Consider the following 24,863-nt stretch of genomic DNA (forward strand, 5'->3'; position numbering starts at 1 on the left):
CTGGAGTGGGCCACACGTGCGGGGTGAGGACCGACGGCTCGGTTGAATGCTGGGGATTGAATGAAGATGGGGATGGGAACTACCTCGGCCAGTCCGACCCCCCGACCGGGCGGTTCGCATCCGTCAGCGCAGGGATTTCCCACACGTGCGGCGTGAAGACCGACGGCTCGGTCGCCTGCTGGGGTAGCAACTACCTGGGCCAAGCCACGCCGCCCGGGGCGGCCGAGGCTCCCGCGCCGGACGCGACCTCCGCCGAAACGGAACGGGAAGCCCTGATCGCCCTGTACAACGCCACGGACGGACCCAACTGGACGAACAACGACAATTGGCTGAGCGACAGGCCCCTTGGCCAGTGGTACGGGGTGGAAATCGAGAATGGGCGCCTAATCGGCCTTGCGCTTTCGGATAACGGGTTGAATGGCGACATCCCGCCCGTGCTGGGGCAACTCTCCGACCTGGAATTCCTGGAACTTGACCTCAACCAACTGAGCGGAAGTATCCCGCCTGAGATTGGCCGGCTCTCCTACCTGTTCATCCTGCTTCTCTACGGCAACGACTTGAGCGGAGAGATCCCGGCCGAATTGGGGCAACTCTCGGACCTGTTCTGGCTGGACCTCTCCGTCAACCGGCTGAGCGGAAACATCCCGCCCGAACTTGGCCGGCTCTCCTACTTGGAGGGACTGGTTCTCGATAACAACCAGTTGAGCGGGGAGATACCTGCCGAACTGGGCCGACTCTCAAACCTGGAGCATCTGACCCTCTTTGGCAACAACTTGACCGGAGCGATACCGGCTGAACTGGGCCAGCTCGCCAACCTGGACTACATGGATCTCAGCGACAACGACTTGAGCGGGGAGATTCCCGCCGAACTGGGGCAACTCTCCCTTTTGACGGGCCTATACCTCTCTGGCAACGAGCTTAGCGGGTGCGTACCGGGCACATTAGGGGATGTGGATGAGAACGACTTCGACGTGCTTGGCCTGCCGTCCTGCTGATGCGCACGGGCGTTCCGTGGAGTGAAGTGCCAGAAGGCCTCCAGCTCAGTTGGAAGAGCGCCTCAATGGCATTGAGGAGGTCGTCGGTTCGAGTCCGACTGGGTCCACCAATCTGGATGAAGCCAAGTGCCTTCCCTTTGAGATGCAATGTGGCGGTGTTGCCTGGAACGGTGCGCCGCAAGCCTCAATCCGCCGCCTCGGCCTCCGAATGGGCCTGGTGAGACTCTTGAGACTGACGACCGTCCGTTTGTTGCTGGTGCTGGCGACGGCGGCTGCGCTCATGGTCGCGGGGGCTTGTGACGGTGCTGAAGAACAGATGGAGACAGCACCGGTCGCACCGACCACTGCGCCTGACGCGCCCACTCCCTCACCTGATTCGCCCACGCCGGCTGCCGACGAGACACCAACTGGAGAAACACCGAGCGAGATCGAGGCCGCGGCCCGTCGGCTCTTGGCCGAAGAGGTGGGCGAGGGAAGCTACACGCTCGTCAGTTCCGAGGCCATGGACTGGTCGGACGCCAGCCTCGGTTGCCCGAAAGAAGGCTTCGGCTACGCGCAGGTCATTACTCCCGGCTACAAGCTCGTGTTCGACCTGGCGGGCACGTCCCACGCGGTGCACACCAACGCCGACGGCTCCCACATGGTGGTCTGCGCGGACGTGTCCGCCCGGTGAGTTGACGCGCCCCGCGCTTGCCGTCAATGAGGCCATGACCAAGCGACAGCGAGCGGCGTCATGACCGCGCCTGCCAGCGGGGCATAATATCGGCCCCCGGGCCCCGAGCTCAGCTGGAAGAGCACCTCAGTGGAATTGAGGAAGTCGTCGGCGCGAGCCCGACTGGGTCCGCCACAATCTCTTTACCTGATGGAGGACCTACAAGAATGACTCAGACAGGCATCGGGAGTATTGAGAGAGTCCCCATTGCGAGCGTCTGGCCACACGAGGCCAACGACTTTACCCCGTGGTTGGCAGAGAATCTGCCGCTGCTTGGCAATGAGCTCGGCATGGATCTGGAACTGGAGGGGGTCGAGGTCCCGGTTGGAAACTTCTCCCTCGACATACTTGCCAGAGATGCCAACAGTGAAGCCGTCGTGGCCATCGAAAACCAGATTGCAAACACGGACCATACGCATCTGGGCCAGTTGCTGACGTATTCAGCCGGCAAGAATGCCAGCGTCGTGGTGTGGATAGCTACCGAATTCCGAGACGAGCACAGGGCTGCACTGGATTGGCTCAACGAAGGAACCAAAGACTCGCTGAGCTTCTTCGGCATTGAGATTGATGCGGTGCGAATCGGCAATTCACTGCCTGCACCGCTGTTTCGATTGGCGGCAGCTCCCAACACATGGTCGAAGGACGTCCAGGAGAGTCAGGCCGAGGTGACCCCAAGGCAAGAGAAGTACATCCACTTCTGGCGCCCGCTGCTAGAAGACTTGCGACAGTCCCACGGATGGAATATTGGGACACGAAACAAGGGATCGTCCTACAACGCTGGCGCCGGCATAAACTCTGGCGCATTCGGCCGCACCATGCGGTTCACTTGGGAGGACGAAGCCAGAGTTGAACTGGTCATCAAGAGTCCAGAAAAGTCGTGGAACAAAGCTGCATTCGACTTGCTACAGGAATCAAGGGGCCAGATTGAGGAATCACTCGGGCCGGTGATTTGGGAGCGTCTGGATGACGCGAAGATGAGCAGAGTGGTGGTATCCCGACCTGGGCATATAGACGCTTCCGAGGACGAACTAAGCCAGATCAGGACTTGGATGATTGATCACCTCACTAGATTCCGTACCGCGTTCGGCCCATTCCTAGAGGATGTTCTGGAAAGAATGCAAGAAACTGGGGCGCAGGGCGAGAGCTAGGCATTTGGCATCGATCTGGGGCTCAATCAATAGAACGGCGTATACGTCTTTTGCGCTTCGGCTTGGCTACTGGCTCTCCGAATGAGATGGGGCCGTCCGTTTGTCAGCCCATGCGCACGAGGCATTTGCTTTTCCAAGCCCTGCTCAACCTAAGCACCCGCGCGGCAAAATGTCGGCCCCGCGGCCCATTGTTCCGCCGAAAGTGCGCCTCAATGGCATTGAGGAGGTCGTCAGTGAGAGTCCGACTCGGTCCACCGCCTCTTTGAATATGTCGCTGGGACTCCATGGACTGAATCCCGGTGTTTCGAGTCCACCATACTTAGGCTCCGGCAAACAGTTCGCCGCTCCTGGCGGACGCCCAAGACTTCCCTCAGGCGCTCAATGTTTGGATGCCATCCGCATAGTCAACGCGTGTCCTGGGACTTCCGCCTCCCTTAGGGTCGTCTAGTGCCGACAGTAAGCGACTCGAGTCAGTCACCCTACGGATCGGCGCGCGACCTGCCGTCTTACCAGGAGATGGCCAGTCAGATTCAGGGCGGCAAACTGTTGACCCGTTTGATTGCGCGGAAGCACCGCTCTGGACTTCTCGAAGTAGAACACCAGCTGAATCACCTGGTGGATGTTGTCGACCGCTTCTACGACCGGCTCGGTCCCCGCAACTGGGTTTTCCACGAGTCACTTAACGTCGCAGCAGTAGAGGCGATTCTCGACCAGTCGGCCACCTGCGAGGAGACTGAGCAGAGACTCGTTGAGATCTATCGCAACGAGGACAATCTGGCGTTCTGGGCTCGCCGGCTGTCCAGTGTCGACGGCCTCCGAGAGCGTGCCTGCCAGATTGAGCGAGCTCGCGAGCACTATTGCGCCGAACAGTTTGACAGCGCCACCCTCCATCTGATCGCTGTGATGGACGGTTTCGTCAATGACTTCGAACCGGGCGTTAGACGCGGCCTTGCTTCCAGAGACCCGGATGCGATGACTGCCTGGGACAGCGTCGTTGGACACCACTTGGGGTTAACGAACGCGCTCAAGGGATTCCTCAAGACAGTCAAGAAGCGGGTCGACGAGGAGGTCTACGAGCTACACCGGCACGGGATTATCCACGGCACGATCACGAGGTTCGACAATGTGATCGTCGCCACCAAGGCTTGGAACATGCTGTTTGCGCTTGTTGACTGGGCGGCGGCAACAAGGAAAGCCCGCGAGCCGCAAAAGCCTGAGCAGTCTTTCTCCGAAATCGTTCGACAGATGGCCAAGACCGCGAAAGTCAAGAGGAGAGCGGAAGCATGGAAGCCAATTCGTCACTTGTCTTCTGATATCGGCTTCCAAAACCACGAGATACACATACTAACCGTCGAATTCCTATCTCGCTGGCGGGAGCGCAACTTTGGTGCCCTTACACGCTTTCCGAGCAGGCAGTTCGGCTTACAGGACACACCGGTAGGGCAGTTGGCCGGGCAACTGCGTGAGGCCTTTGAGGGCTTCGTTCTCTCGGAGTTTCGCGTGACCGAGTTGGAAAACACCGCACCAGCAATCTGGCTATCGAGGGGCGAGGCCAACGTGAACGACTTGCCAGGAACCTTCGAGTGCCGCTGGACCGTGGAGGAGGCGGACGGAAGCTTCGGATACGGCTCCGATTCTGCGGTGTGGCGCCTCGTGTTCTTCGGCCCCACCGTATGGCGGCCAAGCTCGGAAACGAGATCCGACTTTGGGACAGAGGTGAGCCAATCGGGCGAGCACTGAGATTGCCTTGAACTGTCTGAGCCACCAAACATTGAGTATTGGGGGATCGTGAAGCCTCACCAGAGGCTCGTCGACCAGCCCGTGTAGCAAGACCTCCCAGAGAAGACTTCGCAACTCAGTCTGATCAGGCCCACCAGTCTCGGGCGTCCGGCACCGGGTCGTGGCGGGCTCAGTAGTCAGGATCGGATGGGAGCCGGAATCCAGCCGCGCTGGTGGCGCCAGTTGGGATTGACGTTGGCGAAGCGTCTCAGGCCTAGGCCGCCGATGTCGATGTTTGTTTCGCCATAGAGGACCAGGTCGCCGACGACCTTGCCCGTGGCTGGGGAGATGCCGAAGCCGTGGGCCGAGGCAGTAACGACGACGTAGTTGCTGGGAGAGTCCAGGATGTCGATGATCGGCATGTAGTCCGGCGCCTGTTCCACCACGCCGGCCCAGCTGCGAATCACCGGCACGTCTGCCACTTCCGGCAGCAGCTCCGCAAGCCGCCTGGCGATATTCCGGATGAGCGGCGTGTTGGGCTTGCCGGGCGTGGTGGTGAGGTCTACGTCGGCCCATTCGTGGGCGCCGCCGCCAAAGATCAGGTTTCCCCGCACGGCCTGGTGTCCGTAGAGCCCGTTCCCCACCAGGGCGATGCTGGTGAGCGGCTCGATGGGGGCGGTCGCCAGGATCTCCACCCGTGCCGGGGCCACGGGGATGTGAGCACCGACAAGCCCCGCCATCAGCCCGGTCTGAGGTCCGGCGGCGGCGACGACCATGTCGGCGGCGATTGGGCCGGCGGTCGTCTCCACCGACGTCACCCTGTCGGCAACGACCTTGAAACCGGTGACGGCGGTGTTCTGCAGGAGCCGGCCGCCCAGGTCTTGAAACGCCCAGGCGAATGCCTGGACCGCCAGCTGGGTGTTGGCGTGTCCGCCCTTGGCGAAGAACAGCCCGCCGAGCGTCCTCCCGGTGATTCCGGGAATCATGTCCCGAATCTCCGAGGGACTCACCATTTCCGCATGCAGGCCGTGGCGCAGGGCGTTGTCACGTTCGGCGTGCAGGGCGCCCATCTCCTCCTCCGTCACGGCGACCTGGAGCCGGCCCTGCTGGACGAATTCGGTGGGATAGCCCAGCTCATCGGCCAGGGTCTCCCAAGTCTTGGTGGCCTCCACGGCCAGCGGAATCAGCTCCGGCTCGTCGACCCGCTCGCTGATCATCCCGCCGTTTCGCCCGGAGGCCTCGCCCCCGACGATCCCCTTGTCGACGACGACGACGTCCCGGCCCGCCTTGGCCAGGCGATAGGCCGAGCTGAGGCCCGAAACGCCGGCCCCGATGACGACTACGTCCGCACTGTCCATGTGCCGCCGTCTATCCCAGCACCCGACTCGTCGGGCTGAACCACTTGGGCCACTCGCGGCGCACCTGCTCCGGCTCGTCGTGGGGCCACATGACACGCAGCGGGAGCGGCCGCACCGGCGGCCGGTAGGACATGACCGGTATGTCCGCGATGTCGGCGCCGGACTCCTCGGCCAGCAGCAGCGACACCTGCTCACGGCACAGCCGGCCCTGGCAGTGGCCCATGCCGGCCCGTGTCAGGCGCTTGACCTGGTCGGCATTGACCGGGTTTGCCCGCGCCTGGCTCCGCAGGCTGCGACGGCTCGCCTGCTCCGAGCCCCGCCCCAGAAAGCGCGGCGGCTGCAAGCCGATGATCTCGGCCCGCGTGACCTCCTCGCATTGGCACGCAAAGACATCTAGCCCACCGGCCTTGACGAGCGATCGATGCCATCGCTGCCAACCGGCGTGCGCGTCGGCGGGCGTGGCGTCGAGCGCAACCGGCTGAAGGTCTTGTCTCAGGGCGAGCGCTTCGTCCTCGTCGATGGCGCCGAGCGACTCGGCGGCGGCGAGTCCGGCCAGGCGGCCTTGGTTTCGTGCGATCTCGGCGTCCGGGACCATGCCGTCGTGGAAGCCGGCGACATCCCCCGCGACGAACACGGACTCGACGCTCGTCTGCATCCGGTTGTCGTGGGCCGGCGCCCACCCGCCGCGCTCGGACGCGAAGGCGAGGTCGCACCCCAGGAGACCGAGAAGCTCCACGTTGGGAACCAGGCCGATGGCGAGGCAGACGGTGTCGGCGGAAATGACCTTCTCAGTGCCGGAAACAGGCTGGCAATCGTCGTCGATCTCGACCAGCACGACGGACTCGATGTCACCGGCCGTGCCGACGGCTTCCTTGACGGTGTGGGACGAGTAGAGCTCCACGCCCGTGTCCCGCAATCGCGACACGAGGGCCTTGTCGCCGCGCACAGCCGCACAGACGTCCACGACGGCGGCTACCTCGACACCCGAGTCTTGCGCCATCCGGGCGGTGTTGAGGCCCAGGTCGCCGGATCCCAGGACCACCATCCGCCGCGAGGCCAACGCCCGGTAGCGACGCATCAGGGCGTGGGCGCCGTGGGCGCCCATGACGCCCGCCATTCCCGACCCGGGAAAGGACATCGCCAGGTCCCGGGCGCCGGCGGCCACGATGAGCCGGTCGAACTTGACCATCCACGATCGCTCGTCGTCGGCCAACCCGAGCTGGGGGCCGTCGAGCACCCGGCTGGTTGCGGAATTGCGAAAGGCGCCCCAGGCGCAGGTCCCCAACTGAACCTCGACGCCGGCTTCCTTGGCTTCCGCCAGCGCATGGTTGGCCGCGGCCACTCGCTCCAGCAGCACGTCCCTGGCGGGGAGCGGGTCCATGGCCCGTTGGCCGAAGAACTGGGGGACGTCCAGCGCCATCATGGAAGCGCCAATGGGGTTCTCGTCGACGAGCGTGACTCGCACGCCGGCTCGGGCCGCCCCGATGGCGGCGGAAGTGCCCGCCACCCCCGCCCCGACGACCACCAGCGGTTTCGATTCCACCTGAAGTCCCTCCCGTCGATCCGGAGGTCTGTTCTAGGGAGGGTCCGAACAACTCCGCGTCATGGCCCCGTCGGCGGCCATCTCCGATGGGTGACCGAACGGCACCATCTGGGACGCCAGCCGCTGACCCCCATCCTAACCTTCCCCCTTCCAGGGGGAAGGGATTGAATCAGTGGTTTCCTAGGTCGAATGTGCGTGTACGTCGGTGGCTTACGCGCCGTTTCGCGGCGATGCGATCCGGTCCGGCAGGGCGCCCCGCAGAGCCTTGGTGTAGTCGGCGCCGAATCCGCAGCAGGTGCCAATGATCTGGGCGCCCATTTCGACCCAGGTGGCCGCTTCTCGCGTCAACTCCGCGACTGTCTGTTCGTTGGCAACGCTGCTGTCCTGCCAGGTCTCGAGATAGTCTTCCCGGCCGGCGTCGGGATAGACGACGACGGGCCCAGACCAATGATCGAGCATGACCTGAAGGGCCGCCGCGGTTTCATCAATCCGGCTGTGAAAGATTCCAAGGACGTCGGGACCCAGCGCCGCGATCTCGTCGATGCCCTCGGCCAGGCTCATGTTGTCGTCGACCGTCCGCCAACTCGACGTCCACATGGGCATTCCTAGGCCGGTGCTGTAGGCACGGTCCTCGCCGAAACTCATCCGGACCGCATGATCGTCAGATGACACGGAGGCCGTGAAGGCCACCCACACGGGCAGGCCCGTGGCCTTCGCCGCTTCCGCGGCTATCGCCCTGGACTCGTTGTCGGCCCACAGATTCTCGATCAGAAAGAAGTCCACGCCGGACTCCGCCAGGATGTTCGCCTGCTCTTTGGCGTGAGCGCTCAATTCCTCCGCCGAAAGGCTGGCGCCATAGCCGTAGCCCGTGCCGCCCAACAGCGTCCCGGTCCTCCGGTCGCGGATGGGGATTCGGCACGAAATGGAACCGGCGATGTACACGTCCCTGTCGCCGGCGGCCCGATCGATGGCTTCGAGAGCCGCGTCCACGGCGCGCACATTGACTTCCCTGACCAGCTCGCTGTAGCCGGAAGCCTCCAGCGCCGGGCGCAGGGTGTTGAAGGTATTGGTGGTGATGATGTCGGCCCCCGCCCGGATGTAGCGCTCGTGCATCTGTCGCACGGTCGCCGCGTGCGTGTAGTTGCCGGGGCCGCACCAAGCGGCGGGGTCCATGGGCACGCCCATGGCCTGCAATTCGGTTCCGATGGCCCCGTCCAGGAGGATCACCTCACCCTGGTCGATACGGCTCTTCAGGTTCTGGTAGTCAGCCATGACGCCACGCTCCGTTGCGGATCGGAACTCAAACCGTCAAGCCCCATATTATCCGGCCTGGACCGGACAAACGGACGGCACGCGGAGATTCCCGCAGCCTTCTTCTGGCGGGAATGACGAATGGGGGAACGGAGGTGGTGGACTGGATTCCCGCTGCCGCCCTATGGCGCCGATCGCCGGAGCGGATGGCGCCAGCGGAGCCCCGGGAATCGGCTGAAGTCGGCGTCGGTGGACACGATCGTGCACCCGTGCTCGATGGCCACCGCCGCGTGTTGGGCGTCCGCCACCAGCTTCCCGGTTGCCGCGGAATTTCGGCACAGGTCCTCGAAGATCGCGAGGTGGTCGGGCCCGGGGCCCACGATGCGCGCCGTCGGCCGTTCCACGAGCGACGCGACGAAGGCAATCGCCGTGCCAGTGGTCGATGGCGGATCGAAAATCTGTGGGTTGGTGGCGATGCGGACGAATCCAGCGAGCACCAGCACTGACAAGGCGAAGGGTTCCGGTCCGGTCGCCAGGCGGGTGACCCAGTCGGCGTAGGCGGGCCTGAGTTGACGGTAGACAGTACCGTCTTTGAATTGCGGCTGGTCCTGTGAGCGTCACAGGGTTCTTCGCGCAATCGTCTTGAAGCAGACAGACGTAGGCACCGCGTCATTACCAATGCTCTGTCGGCGACAAGACGAATGGCCCCAAGCGGTCGCTTCATAGACGTTGGTTAGAGACGACGGGCTCTGAAGCCAGGAGGCCGCGAAGCGTGTTCAGGTCCGGTAGCGCCAAGACTTTGGACAGCCCTTCGTCTATGGCGCGGCGAGCGAGACAGTGGGACATGGCGGGGAGGCGTTGGAATTCGGCGTCGGTCATTTGGTCGAAGAGGTGGGCGAGGCTCTGCCGCTGAGTGGGTTTGAGACGGCGGGTGTCGAGGACGGGCAGTTGTTGCAGGTCGGCTTTCTTGAGGGCGACCCAGCCGCCTTCAGTGCTGGTGCGCTGGGCGACGATGGTCAAGAGGCCCAGGCTGGAGTTGAGCCAGAAGGCGAGGGCTTTTTCGATCGACGCGTCGTCGACGCGGATGGGCCACCAGACGTTTGAGAGCACATTCGTCTGTGAGCGCATGGCAACAATTCGGGCTGTGTTGAGGCGCAGTCTCTCGGATACGAGCAGCCGGCCCGCCTTGCTCCACAACTGATTGAGGGGTTTGAGACGACGGCCTGGTCGGGGTTCGACCAGTGGCGCCAGGTATTTGTCAGGTGGGGCCGTCAGGCGTTTTTGTTGCTCGGTGTCGTGGTTCATCACGATGGGATAGGCGGTTGCGGTGGCTGTGAGTTCAAAGCCGTCCCACACGTCCCGTCGGTCGGGCCCGACCTGACCGAGTTCGTCGACCCGGCAGAGCGGAACGCGGGCAGCGTGAGTCTCGCCTGGAACCCAGACTTCGCCATCGTCGAGGAGCCTGAGCGCGCTGCGCAACAGGTCGGCGCGAGCGAACTGGATGCCGGTCCACTGGGTGCCGACGAGCTTCGATTCCGGGAGGGAGGCAACCTCACCGACGTGCTGTCCGTCAACCTCCAGCAGGGCCGTTCCCGAGTCTTCGAGTCTGGCTGACGTTGTAGCGGTAACGGCGCTGGCCAGCCGGTGGGCGTCCAGCACGCCCTCCGGGTTTTGCCAGAGGTTGACGAAGGTGGTGCGGTGGTCGGCGATTGCGCCATTCTCGGGACGACGGGTCGCGATGAGCAGGGCCTCGGAGAGGTCGGTGCTGTCGGAGAAGTTCCAGCGACTCGGGTCGTGGGAGGTGATGACCATGTCCAGGGCAAAGTCGCGCTGGATCAGGTCGCGGGTCTGCCGCCAGGAAGGTCCGGTGCAGACGGTGGCGGGGAGCACCAAGGCCAGGCGGCCCTCGCCGGGCCGCAGCTTGGGTGAGGCCGCGGCAACGAAGGCCGCGCCGAGGCCAGCGGTGGCAGATGCCTGCCTGGACGTGAGACGGCGCGAGAGTTCGTTCTGAAGTCTGCGTCGGTCACGCGCGGGCAGGCTTCCAAACAGCAGGTTGCCGCCCACGGAGCGGGTGAACGGCGGGTTCATGATGGCGAGGTCGAGGTTCGGCAGGGTGACGTCCTGCCCTTCCGCCGCGCCACGAGGACCGCGACCGGAGACCCTGGCGCGGTCCAGCGTGGCGATGCCCATATCGGCGGGAGACAGCGCGTGCTGGACGGCTACCGAGTCCGATTGCAGGAAATCCAGGGAGCCGAGCGAAATCTCGGAACCTTCCGCCCCCAGGGACATGACGTACAGGTTCATGCGGTCGAATTGAATCTCGGGATTGAGCATGGCGAGGCTGGTGGCGGCGAAGTGGACGGCGGAGAGTTGGACGTCGTAGCCGTGCAAGGCCTCCTCGACCATGGCCTTGTGGAGATCGGCGGAGCGGCTACCCCCGGCCTCACGGTGACGGCGTTCGGCTTCGGTGGCGACGGCCATGAGGAGGGTGCCGGTGCCGCAGGCGAGGTCGGCCACGGTGAGCGAGGCGGGGAACTCGTGGTCGCGCCAGTCCACCTGTGGCCAGTCGTGAAAGACGAGCCGCGTGAGCAAGGTGGCGGCGGGGACGGAGGTGTAGTAGGCGCCGGTGAACTTGGCGTCGGTGAGCAGGGTGTGGAAGAGGCGGCCGGAGAGGTCGTGACCTTCGACCCTGCGGGTGCGCTGGACGGCGTCGAGCAGGGGTTGGATGACTGGCAGCTGAGTGTCGTCCGGGCCGTCCAGTAGCACATCGAGAATGTCGATGGCGAGTTCGAAGACGGGCACGTAGTCGATCTGTTCACAGACGTAGTGCCAGGCGTCGCGAAGGCCGGAAATGCCCTGGTGGAGGGTCTCCCTGACGGTGGGAACGTCGTCATTCGCGGTGGCGAGGCGATCCTGAAAGGCGAGGGCGTTGAAGAGGACGAGGCAGCCGATGCGCAGGGCGGCGGCGCGGTCTTTTTCCTGGTCGGTCCGGGCGATGATGTCGGCGATGCGGCGGGATATGCGCTGGTGCCGAGCGACGTGACCGGCGGCCTGTTCGAGCGCGTGACCGACCACGCCGGCAGCGGCTGCCACGCGGTCGACGCCCTCCAGGTCCAGCGGTAAGACGCGTAGCTGGTCGGCCAGTTCGGCCACCGACCCGCGTCTGACTGTCCTCGGCTCATGCGGGGTACCTCGGGCACCGTGGAGCCACCACTGGAGCTCCGCATCCTCAAGGCCGGCCTTGGTGTTTTCCACGTGCCGAAGATGGTCGGGATAGAGGACGCCAAACGCTCCCAGAGCTTCGGGAATGTCGTTCAAGCGAGCGTCGAGTTGATCTTCAAGGAGATGGCGAGCGCCGTCCCACTTGCATTCAAGAATCACCGGATCGCCGGTTCGCAACTGGACGCTGATGTCAGGCGCGCCCCTCCGGCTGCGGCGCTCCGCTCTGGCTGATAGGCCGTAGCCGCGCAGGGACTCCGCAAGAAGGACGTTGACGCCTTCCTCGCGAATAGATTCGGAGTTGTGCCGCCTAACCGCCATTGTCGATTGCACCGCCGCTGAGGATTCCTGGAACCGTGATCAGCGGGGTCCCATGGTTGGAGCCGAAGTGTTCGCCTCCACACCCAAGGCGCTCACGACCTGTTTGATCCGCGTCAGGCTTGCGGACGCGTAGTCGGTCGCCTCGTACCGCTGTATCTGCTGCTCCTTCAGGCTGAGCCGCTCCGCCAAGTCTCTCTGGCTCAAGCCTTGCGAGATGCGAGCCTTAATCAGAGTGGCCGGCAATTCGGCGACCACGTTCAGGTCCTCGATCTCGAAGTTGCCAGCCTTGAGGGATTCATACTCGCGCAATTGCTCCTCAAGGTCTGCCAGCTGGCTTCTCACGGCGTCCTCCCGCGCTTTGGCGATAAGGGGATGCGCCCCGTCGGTTTCCCCGGAGCGCTGCCTCAAGCTGGCGAGGGTCTGCGAGAACCGCTCCGCCTGATTCTTGGTGATCCGGTACTGCTGTTCGTTCTTGATCATGCGAGGCCTCTCAGGTCTATAGCGACGATCCCTTTGGGCTTCCCGGTCTCTTTGTCTGTCTGGAAGAACTCCAGAAACGACAGGCCGTCGGAGTCTGCGATGACCGAGGCTGGGAAAAGCTCGCCCCGGTATTTGGCCTTCTGGGTGGCTCGCCCTGGATCGAAGGTCAGGAGCACGGGATCGAGGGCTGCCGGATCGACGCCAGCCTCGTCCCAGCAGGCGTCGTAGTCGTTGGGCCTCGTCGTGCTCGTCACGAAGCTCCCATCGACATAGACGGTCCGGCAGCCCGCGCCCTTTAAATCCTCCAGCGCGGCCTTGAGACCTGTCATGAGGTGCTGCCTCCAAGGAGTGTTCCCGAACCTATCCTGCAACTCGTCCCAGCCGGCCCAGTGCACGCCGGCCGGAAGGAGTCCATCGGCGTCCAACTGGGGAATCATATGCACAACAATATTATTGTGTGCAAGGCTTGTCCATGTATCGAGCCATCGACGCACGTCCGCTGCCGTGCCGACGTCTGTGGAGCGTCTCCAACCTGTGTCCTCCAACGTCCCCACCAGGCTAGACGAAATTGAGGGCTTTCGCCCTGAGATTCTGCGTGGCGCTGTAGCTCCAGACGTTCAGCACGCGCCTTGGGTCGCGGCTGGCCCCCGATCCCCCATCGGCTAGACTCCGGCTCCTTGGCCTTCGCGGACTTCCTTAGCGCGCAGGTCGTGCAAGGCACGCCAGGTAACCGCAGTAACGTTCGGCCCGCTTGGTGGAGTCGCCGGTCAGCGGGCGTAGAATTGGGACGGGTGGCGCATTCGGCCTGCGGGCCGGGTGAGAATTGAAGCATAAACAACGCCTGCTTTACACTAGCTGCCCGAGTCCAAGTGAATTGGACGCCTTTTTGGCCTAAGGAAACGGTTTGTCGGAAGAAGGGCAGTCGCCGGTCTATACTTGGTGCCACTGGGCTAAGGCCAACCAAAACGGCGCAGCGCCTATCCACCTGCTCGAGCACCACCTTGCCGATGTCGGTGCATGCTTTGAAGCGCTGGTTGCCCAGCCGACCATCAGACGACGGCTCGCGCATACCGCCAATTGCGACGATCTCGACCGAACCACCGTGTCTCGGCTGGCGGTCTTCGCCGCCCTACACGACGTTGGAAAGGTCAACACGGGCTTCCAGACCCAAATCTGGTGTGACAGGGAACTCCAGGATGGCTACCGCCCGACGAGGGCGGGACACACATCCGACTTGGTTCCGGTACTTCTTCGTGACGATCACAGTACGTCGGAGTGGTTCTGCGACGCGATCGGATGGAATGCCCACATGGCGCACTGGGACGCGGATGATGGGCGTACAGCCTCCGCACTGTTTGTAGCGGCGCTATCACACCACGGCAAGCCACTCGATCTCTATAACCCTCCGCAGAGGAACCCGCGGATTTGGAGGTCTACGGCCGACTCAACCCCCGCAGATGCGCCGAACGGATTGGCGCCTTAGTCAAGGATTGGTTTCCCGCGGCGTTCACTGACACCGGATCGCCGCTGCCATCCTCTCCCGCCTTTCAGCATCACTTTCTCGGTCTCTGCAATTGGGCCGACTGGATTGGCTCAAACAAGCGCTGGTTCCCTTTTCTTGACGAACCCCGGGACAGCTATATCGAGGATGCCCGGCGACAAGCCAAGAATGCCATCAATGCGATAGGGCTGGAGTTACTCGGCCAGCGTAGGGGCTTTGTCGGAATGCCCGAATTCGGGGAGCTGTTTGACATACCCGGATCGCCTGGGCCTAACGCAATCCAAGAGACCGCGCAGCGCATGCCGACGGATCAGCGACTGGTCATCATCGAGTCCGAGACCGGCTCCGGCAAGACGGAGGCCGCGCTGTGGCGTTTCGCACACCTGTACGAACAACGTCTGGTGGACGGCCTCTACTTCGCCCTGCCCACGCGCACGGCCGCGGTGCAGATCCACCGGCGTGTCAAGCGCTTCATCGGCAAACTACTGTCGCATTACCGACCGTCCGTGGTACTCGCCGTGCCAGGGTACGAAGCCGCCCCGGATGAGAATGGCGTGCGCCTGCCGGACTACGACTTCTCGGCGGCCGGCGAGCGCGATGACGACAGACCGTGGGCCGCCGAGCACCCCAAGCGGTTCCTCGCCGCCCAAGTCGCCGTTGGCACGGTGGACCAGGCGATGCTGAGTGTGCTTCCGGTCAAGAACGCCCATATGCGAGCCGCGTGCCTGGCGCGCAATCTCTTGGTCATAGACGAGGTCCACGCCTCCGACACCTACATGAGCGCCATACTCCGAGCGCTGCTCGACGCCCATGTTGGTGCCGGCGGCTACGCACTGCTGATGTCCGCTACGCTCGGCTCCGCAGCCCGCTTGCGCTGGCTCTTCCGGCGGTGCCGCGACAGCGAACTCCCACGCCTCTCGCTGCATGACGCGATTGAGACCGACTACCCGGCCGTCACCACCACGGGAAACTCCAAAGAAGAAGTGGTCGTCCGAGCCGGCGAGAACAACCAAGAGAAGCGCGTCCGTGTCGCGGCCATGCCGCGAATGCATGACTTCGACGGCACCGCCCACCACGCGTTGACGGCCGCCCGCGCTGGCGCCAAGGTGCTGGTGGTTCGCAACACCGTTGACTACGCCATCAAGACGCAGCAGGCGATTGAGCAGTTGGCTGGCCCCGATGACGCCAAGCTACTTTTCGCCGTCCGCGACGTGCCAACGCTGCATCATGGTCGCTTCGCCCCCGGCGACCGGGCATTGCTCGATGAGCGGGTCGATGATCTGCTTGGCAAAGGCCGACAGCCTGGAGGGCAAGTCGTCATCGGCACGCAAACGCTGGAGCAGTCGCTGGACATCGACGCGGACCTGCTCGTGACCGACCTGTGCCCGGTCGACGTGCTGCTCCAGCGCATCGGTCGGCTGCACCGCCACCGGCGCAATGACACGCACCGGCCCAACGGCTACGGTACGCCGGCCTGCCGCGTCCTGACGCCGCCGGATAACGATCTATCCTCCTTGCTGGAGAACACGCCAACCGCGAACGGCTTGGGAACGCATGGCCGTGTATACGAGGACTTGAGGATCTTGGAGGCTACGCGGCGGCTGATTGACGAATACCCGCAGTGGCGCATTCCCGAGATGAACCGGCGGCTGGTGGAGCGGGCAACGCATCGGCAAGCCTTGGACCAAATCACGCAGGAAATGGGTGACGATTGGATGGCGCACGCGAATGAGGTCGACGGCGCGCAACTCGCGGACAGGGCCACTGGCCGCGGCGCCGTCGTCAGCCGGGACCTGACCTTCCTCGATAACATCGCTTTCCCAGGCAATGAGGAGCGGATGCGCACGCGCCTCGGCGATGATCGGATAGAGGTAGCCCTTGATCCACCACAGACCAGTTCGTTCGACGGGTCGCGCATGATCGCCACGCTGGCGTTGCCGCTACGCTGGCTGCCGTCTAAGGGAGTTCCTGAGCAGTCAGCGCCAACGCCCTCCGCTGACGGATTCGAGTTCGCCATCGGCGAGCGACGCTTCCGATACGATCGCTGGGGCCTGCGTCGCCTCTAGCCACCGCAGCCAAGGCGCTCACCTCCCCGCGTGTGCGGGGGAGCAGCGAGCGTCAGTGACTAGCGTGAAAGGGGATCGGTGTTCTCGAACGTGCCGCCACACTACGTGCGCGTCCAGTTGGCTGACGGTTCGCAACTGGACGTTTGGCTGCCGGATGGCCGATCGGCCATCTCGTTGAGCACTCCGCGTGCGGCCTGCGAGGTCCCGATTGAGACTGCCCACGCGCCCAAGAACTCGCCTCGGCGAGAGCTGCCGGGATCTCGGGGGTACCTGGGTTACTGGTAAGGACGCCCTACAACGGAGTCTAGGACGTATGTTCAACCTGCTCGATGATCGGCTCATCACGATCGCCATTGACAGCCAGACGGAAACAGCCACCCTGCCGGAGGTCTACGCCGCACTGATAGCGGACAAAGTCGTCGCGTTCCCGGCCCTCCGGCCGCACCAGCGCCACGCCTGGCACGCCTTCCTGGTCCAGCTTGGCGCCATGGCGCTGCTCCGTGCCGGCCGCATCGCACCACCTGACGCCGCCGATGAGTGGCGGGACCTCATTCGCCGCCTCACGCCTGAGTGTCCCCACGCCGAACCGTGGCAGCTAGTCATCGAGGACATTACCGTGTCGGCCTTTTTGCAGCCGCCCGCCTCCGCCGCCGGCAAAATCGCCGACTACAAGAACGTGGTTGAAACGCCCGACGGATTGGACATGCTGGTCACGTCGAAAAACCACGACCTCAAGTCGGCAGTCGCGTCGGCGGCCGAAGTCAGCCACTGGATCTTTGCGCTAATCACGCTGCAAACCATGGAGGGCTTCTCAGGGGCCGGTAACTACGGGATTTCCCGGATGAACGGTGGGCTGGGATGCCGACCTGCGTTCACGCTCACGCCATCCGAGCGACCGGGCACCCATGTCCGTCGAGACATCGGGGCGCTGCTGGAAAAACGCGAAGGAACTCTCGATCTCAGTCTGACACGCGACGGGGGCGTCCAACTATTGTGGACAAAGCCCTGGGACGGGACAAGGGCCGAGGCCTTGCTCCTCAGCGACCTCGATCCCTTCTATATCGAAATCTGCCGCCGTGTCCGGCTACGAGCCGATTCGGATGGAAAATTGAGCGCCGTCCGCGCTACATCGAAGGCGGCCCGCATCGAGGCAAAAGCACTGAAGGGGGTCACCGGCGATCCGTGGACACCGGTCAGCAAGACGGACAGCAAATGCCTAACCCTGGCAGCCGGTGGATTCACCTACAAGCGCACCGCCGACTACTTGCTGGAGGCAGACTGGGAAGCGCCGCCCTTACTCAAGCCCACGCGAGCCGAGGAGCAATCCTCGGAGGGGATGCGGCTCGTCGCCCGCGCCATGGTCCGCGGCCAAGGCAAGACCGAAGGCTACTACGAGCGGATCGTCCCACTGAAGCCCAAGACGGTGCGCGCCATTGGGCAAGCTCGCGACCACGGTGATCTCGGCGATATCGCCAATGGGCGAATCGATGACGTTCGTCGAGTCCAGCGCATCCTGCGACATGGCGTCTGGACTTTCGCCGCCGGGGGCAAGACGGAGCGCGTAGGCGACGAGACGCGCGCCTTGGCCAATCCTTGGGCCAATAGGCTTGACCATCATGTGGACGTCACATTCTTCGACGACCTCCAGGAGGAGTTTGAGGCGGACAGTAACGACGCTCGTGACCAGATTCGTCGGAATTGGCAGCGCCGCGTCATCAGCGATGCCCGCAATCTCCTTCGCCAAGCTCAAGATACGCTCCCATGTCCGGCCATCCATCGCTACCGGGCGCGCGTGCGTTCGGATCGCGTATTTGAAGGACGTATTCGAGGAAACACCGGGTTTCCAGACCTGTTCGACCTCAGGGAGGCGGAGCAAGAATGACTGAACCAGTGTCTGTGGCTGATGTCCCCGGGCCGCGAGCCGCGTCGTGGGCCAAGATCGCCAGCAGCTTGGCTGGATATGTGGCTACTGACGGATTTGCTCGCGGAGACTTGGCGGCGCTCCGCCGAATCAACCCCGACGGTCCCGACGCCGCCGTTTTTTGGCGTCTCATGTCCCGGCATAATCTGCTGGGAAGTCCAGATGTCGAGCGCAGGTGGGCCCTCATCCTGCATGGCATTGCCTTGATGACCCGCACGGCAGGCGCCGAACCAAGCAGTCGGACGGCGCACGACCGCAATGTACCAGTAGGCAAGGCGCTATTTCAGGGCGGGGAGCCCGAGCGAATCCGACCGTTCTATAGCGAATCCCGTCTCAACCGGCTGTTGACTGCCCGCGGCTCCGTGCGCCGCGCACTCCTTGCCCGCACATTTCGCATGCTAGGGTCCGCTGGCCAACGCATTGATTGGCGTGAGATGGCCTGCCTCATCCTCAACGACGGAAACAACGCGGCGGGCTTCGAGGATGCTCGGCGGCGTATCGCCCGCGCCTACTACTCGGCCGAACACCAAGCTCAGCGTCGCCAAGCCAGCGATTCGTCGTCCTGACCTCACGCTCACACAAGGAGATCCGCATATGCCCCTCCACCGTTTCCTGCAGATTCACACCCTGCACTCCTACCCAGCCGCGCTGCTCAACCGCGACGACAGCGGCCTCGCCAAGCGCCTGACCTACGGCGGCACGGTGCGCACGCGGATCTCGTCACAGTGCCTAAAGCGTCACTGGCGGATGGCGGACGACATCTATTCACTGCGCCGCATCGATGCCACACGGCACGCCCTCCGCTCACGGGAAATCGTCACGAGCCGCGTAATTCAGCCGCTACGCGAGACTGGCAGGGTTTCCGATGCCGTCCTCACCGCCGTCGAAGAGGAGTTTCAGAAGGGCGTGTACGGCGAGAGCGGCACCTCACGGTCCGGTCGGCAGCCGCTGTTGCTCGGCCTGCCCGAGGTCGAGTTTCTTCGCGACCGGGCCGCCGCCATTTGTACAGGGTACCCGCATGATCCCGAGACCGCCAGAGAAGCGGCGGCGAACGTCTTCAGCAACAAGCGAACCAACGATCAGCGTGAGAACTTCCGCGCCTTTCGCGAGACGACCAGTCTGCCGGGCGGAATCGTTGGGGCATTGTTCGGTCGCATGGTCACGTCTGACCCCGCCGCCAATATTGACGCCGCGGTTCATGTCGCCCACGCCTTCACGGTCCACCCCGAAGAGAGCGAAAGCGACTACTTCTCGGTCGTGGACGATCTCCAGCCCTCCGATGACGAGCCGGGGGCTGCGCATATCGGCGACATGGAGCTCACGGCCGGCCTGTTCTACGGCTATGTCGTTGTCGATGTGCCCGGCCTCGTTTCTAACCTAACCGGCTGCAAATCCGAGGAATGGCAGCACTCCGACCGGACGCTCGCCTGCACCATCGTCGAGCACCTCATCCACTTGATTGCCACGGTTTCACCTGGTGCCAAGCTTGGATCCACCGCGCCATACGCCTACGCCGACTTGATGCTTGTCGAGGCCGGATCGCGCCAGCCGCGCAGCCTCGCCGGCGCCTTCCGAAGCGCGGTCTCGGCGCGGGCGGACGCGGCTGCAACAGTGGCCGCCCATCTCACCAAGCTGGATGCAGCGTACGGTAGCCACGAATCCCGTCGCGTGATGTGCCTAGACCCTTTCGAATTCCCCGACGCTGAGCGCCTCGCGCTTGACGATCTCGGCAGGTGGGCCGCGCAAGTCATCCGCGATGGCACGGCTCACTGAGGCATGCGTCACCTCATCCTCACCCTTGAGGCTCCCTTGATGGCCTTTGGCGGGGAGACCGTGGACAACTACGGCGTCACGCGTTGGTTCCCCGCCGCCTCCATGCTCGCGGGCCTGCTCGCCAACGCCTTGGGCTGGCGCCGTATCGAGCACGAACGACATCAAGCCCTGCAGGACCGCTTGATCTTCGCCGCCCGCATTGACCGCGGGCTGGCAGAGGGCGGAATCCTGCGCGACTTTCAGACCGCTCAGTTAGGCGCGAAGGACCGCGCATGGACGAGCCACGGCCGGCCGGAGGGACGAGCTGGCGGCGCGCGCACCTACGACGCGCCTCACCTGCGTTACCGCGACTACCTTGCGGACATGCGCGTAACGGTTGCCTTGCGTTTTGAACCCGAGGCCGAGTCGCCCGCTCTTGACAACGTGGCCCATGCCCTACAACGCCCGGCGCGCCCGTTGTTTATTGGGCGGAAACCGTGCCTGCCCTCCACTCAACTCTTCACTGGATTCTGTGATGCCGACTCCGCGTTGGCCGCGCTGCGTGCTATCCCCGTCAATCCTGATCCTGACCAACCAACGGTTCGAGTTCTTTGGCCCGACGGCGACGGGTCCGCAGGCGTTTCCGCAAGCCGAAGGCACTTCCTCACGGATCAGCGCAATTGGGCTTCCGGCCTGCACGGCGGCGGCCGCGTTGTGTGCGAGAGTGAGCTTCCCTGCAATTGGTTTGGCCCTAGCACCGGCACACCTGACGCCTAGAGAAGGAGTTCACCACCGTGCCCTCGTCAGGCGCTTCCCTCAATCCCATCAGCCCCCCGTTGCACATGATCCAGGCCAGCATCGACCTGTGGGTCTTCCATCGTTGGGCCGGCACGCGGCGGTTGATGCGTCATCCGGTCTTCGATGACGGGTACGCGCTACACCACTTGCTCATCGAAAGCTTCGGCGATCTTGCGCCCAAGCCGTTTCGACTCATCAGCGCCCGTCGGCGCGGACTTCGGTATTGAGTCCTTTATGGCTACGCCCCAGTAAACGCTGACGGCTTGCGCGCTGCCGCGAGCCACTACGCGGATCCCTGGCAACTCCGCGCGCTTCCGCCTGACCGCATTGATAGCAAGCCCATGCCCACCGGCTGGAAGGTTGGTCAGCGGCTCGGCTTCGACATCCGCGTCCGGCCCATCCGTCGCCCTCGACGCTCCACCACCGGTCGACCCACGGAACGAGACGTGTTTCAACTCGAAGCGGTCCAACATCCCCCGGGGACGATGAGCCGCAGCCGCGAGGCCGTTTACGTGGAATGGATGGAGACACAGCTCCAGCGGCATGGGGGCGCGCGCCTCGAGGACACTTCCCTGGCGTCCTTTCAGCGCACCCGCGTGATTCGTCGGCCGGGTCGACATCCCACCGAGGGCCCCACCGCCGTATTGCATGGCACCCTCACCATCACCGACCCAGATGGCTTCAGAGGGCTACTCGCCCGTGGAATCGGCCGCCACCGCGCCTATGGCTATGGCATGTTCCTCCTGCGCCCTCCGGCACGGAGGCAGCATTCGCGTTGAGGCCGTGTGGCGGGCCAGACTTCGGTTACTCAAGGGCTATGCGGAATCGGGCCTAGGCTTACCATCAGATCTGAGCCTTGACCTCCTGACTTGGAGAACCATCATGCTGGCAGGCAGACTCGGCCTTGAAGCCTCGCGCATCCCCCACGCCGATCGCCAAGGATTGCTCTGGCTCTCTCGTGGTGCGCTCACGGTGCGCAACGGCACGCTTCGGTTCGAACGGAAGAGTCCGCCCGATCCGGAGAGCCCTCTCAAACTCGGACAATACGACATTCCCTTCCAAGCCCTTTCGATGATCCTCCTCGGCCCGGGCTCGACCGTTAGCCATGACGCACTCCGGCTGATGGCCCGACATGGAACAGGTCTCGTCGCGATCGGCGAGGATGGTGTCCGGTGCTACTCTGCTCCACCGCTGATGCCGGACACCTCGGACATCGCGCGCAGGCAGGCCCTCGCCTGGGCTGATCCCCAACATCGGCGCACGATCGCCCGGCGGATGTACGCTCTGCGCCTCGGCGAAGTGCTTCCCGACCAATCCCTCGACGCTCTCCGCGGCATCGAAGGTGCACGGATGAGGCGCACTTACCGGAATCTCGCCAAGCGCCACGGCATTCCGTGGAGGGGTCGCAGGTACGACCGAGCCAACCCCAACCTCGGTGACTTACCCAACCAAGCCATCAATCACGCCTCCGCCGCCGTGACCTCAGCAGCCATGATCGCAGTCGCCTCGGTCGGCGCTATCCCGCAACTCGGATTCATCCATGAACACAGTGGCGCGGCCTTCGTCCTAGACATTGCCGATCTCTTTCGGGATACGGTCCTCCTTACCTCCGCCTTCGCTGCCGCGAAGGTCGCTCTGGCGAATCCAGCCGTCGACATCGAACGCTATACCAGACGGACTACGGGCACGATGCTCCAAAACCAACGCGTAATTCCCAAAATGATCGAGAGGGTCAAAGTCCTTCTCGCCGACACCGAGGCGCCAGACCTCGGGTCGTTTGACCTTGTTGGTACATCAGACACGCCAGCATGACCGTCGTCGTTACATTAAACGTCCAAGCTCGGTATCGTGGATTCCTCGCCTCAACGATGCTTGAGATCGCTCCCGGCGTCTATACATCTCCTCGCATGACCAGCGGCATTCGTGGCCGCATCTGGAACGTTCTTGCCGACTGGCACTCAACGCTCGGCCAAGGCTCGATTGTGATGACGTGGCGCGATCCCAGGGTGCCGGCCAGGCAGCGAATCTTGACTCTCGGCGTCCCGCCCAAGACCGTTGTCGATGCTGACGGCGTTTACCTCGTGAAGCACCAATAGGGCCATCTTCAATGCCACATTGGGCGACGGTTCTGGGAGCATGTGGAACGCTAGTTGCAGGTACCCATCGTCGCCTGATTACCATTGTTTGGGTCTTTTGGGGTGGTAGTGCCAGCTGCCGACCCAGAGACGCTACACCTGCTCCGCCATCCCTCGCAGTGGCTTCTAGGTCGCGAAGCTCCACTTTGAGGTGTGTGCAGATGACGTGTGGCTCAACTGAGCCGGGCGGGCCCTTCGGAGCTGTGCACGGGACCTAGTCCCATATGTGCCGTCATCGTCGATCGAGTTGACGCGCCCCAATCCTCCGTACACAATTCGTGAAAGGGGTTCCCCCGCAGGCGCGGGGATAGACCCTCGCGGCCCTGCGCTTGGGAGTGCGCGTGGAGGGTTCCCCCGCAGGCGCGGGGATAGACCGCACTAGTCTCCACCGCGGTGCCGCCACCGGAGGGTTCCCCCGCAGGCGCGGGGATAGACCCATCGAGTGGTCGAACGGGTGGACGATCCGCGGGGTTCCCCCGCAGGCGCGGGGATAGACCGGCGCTGGCAATGGACGCGGATATTTACATAATGGTTCCCCCGCAGGCGCGGGGATAGACCCGATGACTACGAGGCGCAGGACGCCGTCCAGATGGTTCCCCCGCAGGCGCGGGGATAGACCTTATGGATAACGCCGGACTCACAAGTATCAAGAGGTTCCCCCGCAGGCGCGGGGATAGACCTAGCCGGTATCAAGCCGTCAATCTGAGCGCTACGGTTCCCCCGCAGGCGCGGGGATAGACCGAATACGGTCTTGAAGCTGGTCATTGACAACAGGGTTCCCCCGCAGGCGCGGGGATAGACCCTTGTCATAAGCCCGCGTGCGCAGCACCAGGTGGGTTCCCCCGCAGGCGCGGGGATAGACCCCATCCTGCGGGGTGAGGCCACGCATGGCGGGTGGTTCCCCCGCAGGCGCGGGGATAGACCTCACCGGTACCCGGCCCAGGCCCAATCGTCTGGGGTTCCCCCGCAGGCGCGGGGATAGACCTCACCATGAAGCAGGTCGCCGAATCGTGATTGCGGTTCCCCCGCAGGCGCGGGGATAGACCCCGCTCCGCCGACGTGAAAATCCCAACCGTGCAGGTTCCCCCGCAGGCGCGGGGATAGACCTCATCAGTACATCGAGGCGGGCCTGCAGTTCAAGGTTCCCCCGCAGGCGCGGGGATAGACCCCTCAGCCGGCATGGGTCTCCTGGCTCCTACACGGTTCCCCCGCAGGCGCGGGGATAGACCCGTCAAGCTGGTGCGCGGGACGTGGAATCGGGTGGTTCCCCCGCAGGCGCGGGGATAGACCCAGCGGGCGACCGGCGTGTTGGCGGTCACCATCGGTTCCCCCGCAGGCGCGGGGATAGACCCGTCGCGGTATCGCCATCGGCGTCGGTCACGGTGGTTCCCCCGCAGGCGCGGGGATAGACCGTCCTTGCGGTCGTTGCGCCACGGGCGGATATCGGTTCCCCCGCAGGCGCGGGGATAGACCGTAGGCACAACCCCCTACATACGGGGCGAGATAGGTTCCCCCGCAGGCGCGGGGATAGACCCCGTCGCCCCATCGGTCCCCGCCGTCGCCACGCGGTTCCCCCGCAGGCGCGGGGATAGACCCATGGCGTCTCGGTATGGCCGAATGGTTGATTAGGTTCCCCCGCAGGCGCGGGGATAGACCACCCGACCACGGGCTGCGACACGATCAGCGAAGGGGTTCCCCCGCAGGCGCGGGGATAGACCGTGATTTAGGCGTAGAGTCGGTAATACGACCGAGGTTCCCCCGCAGGCGCGGGGATAGACCTGATGCAGCGTTCCGACCTCGAGAGCTGCGTCGGGTTCCCCCGCAGGCGCGGGGATAGACCTGCGACGTAGCAGCGTTGCCGCGCGTCGTCTGGGGTTCCCCCGCAGGCGCGGGGATAGACCTCGCAAATCGCAAATTAGTGAGCTTGTTCGTACGGTTCCCCCG

18 protein-coding genes, 1 tRNA gene, 1 pseudogene and 1 CRISPR repeat array (1 of these 21 running past the window's edge) are annotated in these 24,863 nt (G+C 64.0%); of the genes and pseudogenes, 13 read left to right on the forward strand and 7 right to left on the reverse strand.

Translation table 11 applies throughout. The features are described 5' to 3' along the window. From OXG33_07050 to OXG33_07070, 5 genes are all read left to right on the forward strand, one after another. A partial coding sequence (locus OXG33_07050) for a hypothetical protein (protein ID MCY4113677.1) occupies positions 1-995 on the forward strand: 995 nt, incomplete at its 5' end. A 226-nt stretch (positions 996-1,221) separates the two neighbouring features. Beyond that, positions 1,222-1,668: a hypothetical protein gene (locus tag OXG33_07055; protein MCY4113678.1), complete on the forward strand. Its 447-nt coding sequence runs from the start codon at positions 1,222-1,224 to the stop codon at positions 1,666-1,668. Positions 1,669-1,766: 98 nt separating this feature from the next. After that, a tRNA-Ser gene (locus OXG33_07060) sits at positions 1,767-1,842 on the forward strand. A 155-nt stretch (positions 1,843-1,997) separates the two neighbouring features. After that, positions 1,998-2,855: a DUF4268 domain-containing protein gene (locus OXG33_07065; protein MCY4113679.1), complete on the forward strand. Its 858-nt coding sequence runs from the start codon at positions 1,998-2,000 to the stop codon at positions 2,853-2,855. Positions 2,856-3,302: 447 nt separating this feature from the next. After that, entirely contained in the window at positions 3,303-4,595 is a 1,293-nt protein-coding gene (locus OXG33_07070; protein ID MCY4113680.1) for a hypothetical protein, read from the forward strand. Positions 4,596-4,771: 176 nt separating this feature from the next. Here OXG33_07070 and OXG33_07075 read toward each other — a convergent pair whose 3' ends face one another. From OXG33_07075 to OXG33_07105, 7 genes and pseudogenes are all read right to left on the reverse strand, one after another. Further along, positions 4,772-5,932 (reverse strand): FAD-dependent oxidoreductase, encoded by a 1,161-nt coding sequence (locus OXG33_07075; protein ID MCY4113681.1) that lies wholly within the window; start codon positions 5,930-5,932, stop codon positions 4,772-4,774. Positions 5,933-5,942: 10 nt separating this feature from the next. Next, on the reverse strand, positions 5,943-7,475 hold the full coding sequence (locus tag OXG33_07080; protein ID MCY4113682.1) for an FAD-dependent oxidoreductase: 1,533 nt from the start codon (positions 7,473-7,475) through the stop codon (positions 5,943-5,945). A 210-nt stretch (positions 7,476-7,685) separates the two neighbouring features. Then, positions 7,686-8,747 carry a homocysteine S-methyltransferase family protein gene (locus tag OXG33_07085; GenBank protein MCY4113683.1) on the reverse strand — a complete coding sequence of 354 codons (1,062 nt, stop codon included), beginning with the start codon at positions 8,745-8,747 and terminating at the stop codon, positions 7,686-7,688. Between the two features lie 161 nt (positions 8,748-8,908). Further along, positions 8,909-9,274 (reverse strand): annotated as a pseudogene (locus tag OXG33_07090) (PIN domain-containing protein). Between the two features lie 172 nt (positions 9,275-9,446). Next, on the reverse strand, positions 9,447-12,266 hold the full coding sequence (locus OXG33_07095) for a hypothetical protein (GenBank protein ID MCY4113684.1): 2,820 nt from the start codon (positions 12,264-12,266) through the stop codon (positions 9,447-9,449). A 39-nt stretch (positions 12,267-12,305) separates the two neighbouring features. Then, entirely contained in the window at positions 12,306-12,746 is a 441-nt protein-coding gene (locus tag OXG33_07100) for a helix-turn-helix transcriptional regulator (GenBank protein MCY4113685.1), read from the reverse strand. Next, on the reverse strand, positions 12,743-13,171 hold the full coding sequence (locus tag OXG33_07105; protein MCY4113686.1) for a hypothetical protein: 429 nt from the start codon (positions 13,169-13,171) through the stop codon (positions 12,743-12,745). The genes OXG33_07100 and OXG33_07105 overlap by 4 nt, the downstream gene beginning before the upstream one ends. A gap of 1,300 nt (positions 13,172-14,471) precedes the next feature. Here OXG33_07105 and cas3 point away from each other — a divergent pair. The 8 genes from cas3 (at position 14,472) to cas2e (ending at position 22,880) form a co-directional block, all read left to right on the forward strand. Beyond that, positions 14,472-16,313, forward strand: coding sequence for a CRISPR-associated helicase Cas3' (cas3, locus tag OXG33_07110; GenBank protein ID MCY4113687.1), 1,842 nt, complete (start codon positions 14,472-14,474; stop codon positions 16,311-16,313). A gap of 313 nt (positions 16,314-16,626) precedes the next feature. Further along, complete coding sequence (locus OXG33_07115) at positions 16,627-18,195, forward strand: type I-E CRISPR-associated protein Cse1/CasA (GenBank protein ID MCY4113688.1); 1,569 nt, start codon at positions 16,627-16,629, stop codon at positions 18,193-18,195. Positions 18,196-18,305: 110 nt separating this feature from the next. Further along, positions 18,306-18,800 (forward strand): hypothetical protein, encoded by a 495-nt coding sequence (locus OXG33_07120; GenBank protein ID MCY4113689.1) that lies wholly within the window; start codon positions 18,306-18,308, stop codon positions 18,798-18,800. Positions 18,801-18,828: 28 nt separating this feature from the next. Next, positions 18,829-20,007 (forward strand): type I-E CRISPR-associated protein Cas7/Cse4/CasC, encoded by a 1,179-nt coding sequence (gene cas7e / locus OXG33_07125; protein MCY4113690.1) that lies wholly within the window; start codon positions 18,829-18,831, stop codon positions 20,005-20,007. 3 nt (positions 20,008-20,010) lie between these two features. Next, positions 20,011-20,763 carry a type I-E CRISPR-associated protein Cas5/CasD gene (gene cas5e, locus OXG33_07130; GenBank protein MCY4113691.1) on the forward strand — a complete coding sequence of 251 codons (753 nt, stop codon included), beginning with the start codon at positions 20,011-20,013 and terminating at the stop codon, positions 20,761-20,763. Between the two features lie 17 nt (positions 20,764-20,780). Continuing rightward, positions 20,781-21,011, forward strand: a complete 231-nt coding sequence (locus OXG33_07135; GenBank protein ID MCY4113692.1) for a hypothetical protein — start codon at positions 20,781-20,783, stop codon at positions 21,009-21,011. A 655-nt stretch (positions 21,012-21,666) separates the two neighbouring features. Further along, positions 21,667-22,596, forward strand: coding sequence for a type I-E CRISPR-associated endonuclease Cas1e (gene cas1e, locus OXG33_07140; GenBank protein ID MCY4113693.1), 930 nt, complete (start codon positions 21,667-21,669; stop codon positions 22,594-22,596). Then, positions 22,593-22,880, forward strand: coding sequence for a type I-E CRISPR-associated endoribonuclease Cas2e (gene cas2e, locus OXG33_07145; protein ID MCY4113694.1), 288 nt, complete (start codon positions 22,593-22,595; stop codon positions 22,878-22,880). Before cas1e ends, cas2e begins: the two co-directional genes overlap by 4 nt. Before the next feature lie 325 nt (positions 22,881-23,205). Beyond that, a CRISPR array of direct repeats spans positions 23,206-24,863; the repeat unit is 28 nt; unit sequence GGTTCCCCCGCAGGCGCGGGGATAGACC; it runs 201 nt beyond the window's last position.

Source organism: Chloroflexota bacterium, from assembly GCA_026708035.1.
GTDB lineage: Bacteria > Chloroflexota > UBA11872 > UBA11872 > UBA11872 > JAJECS01.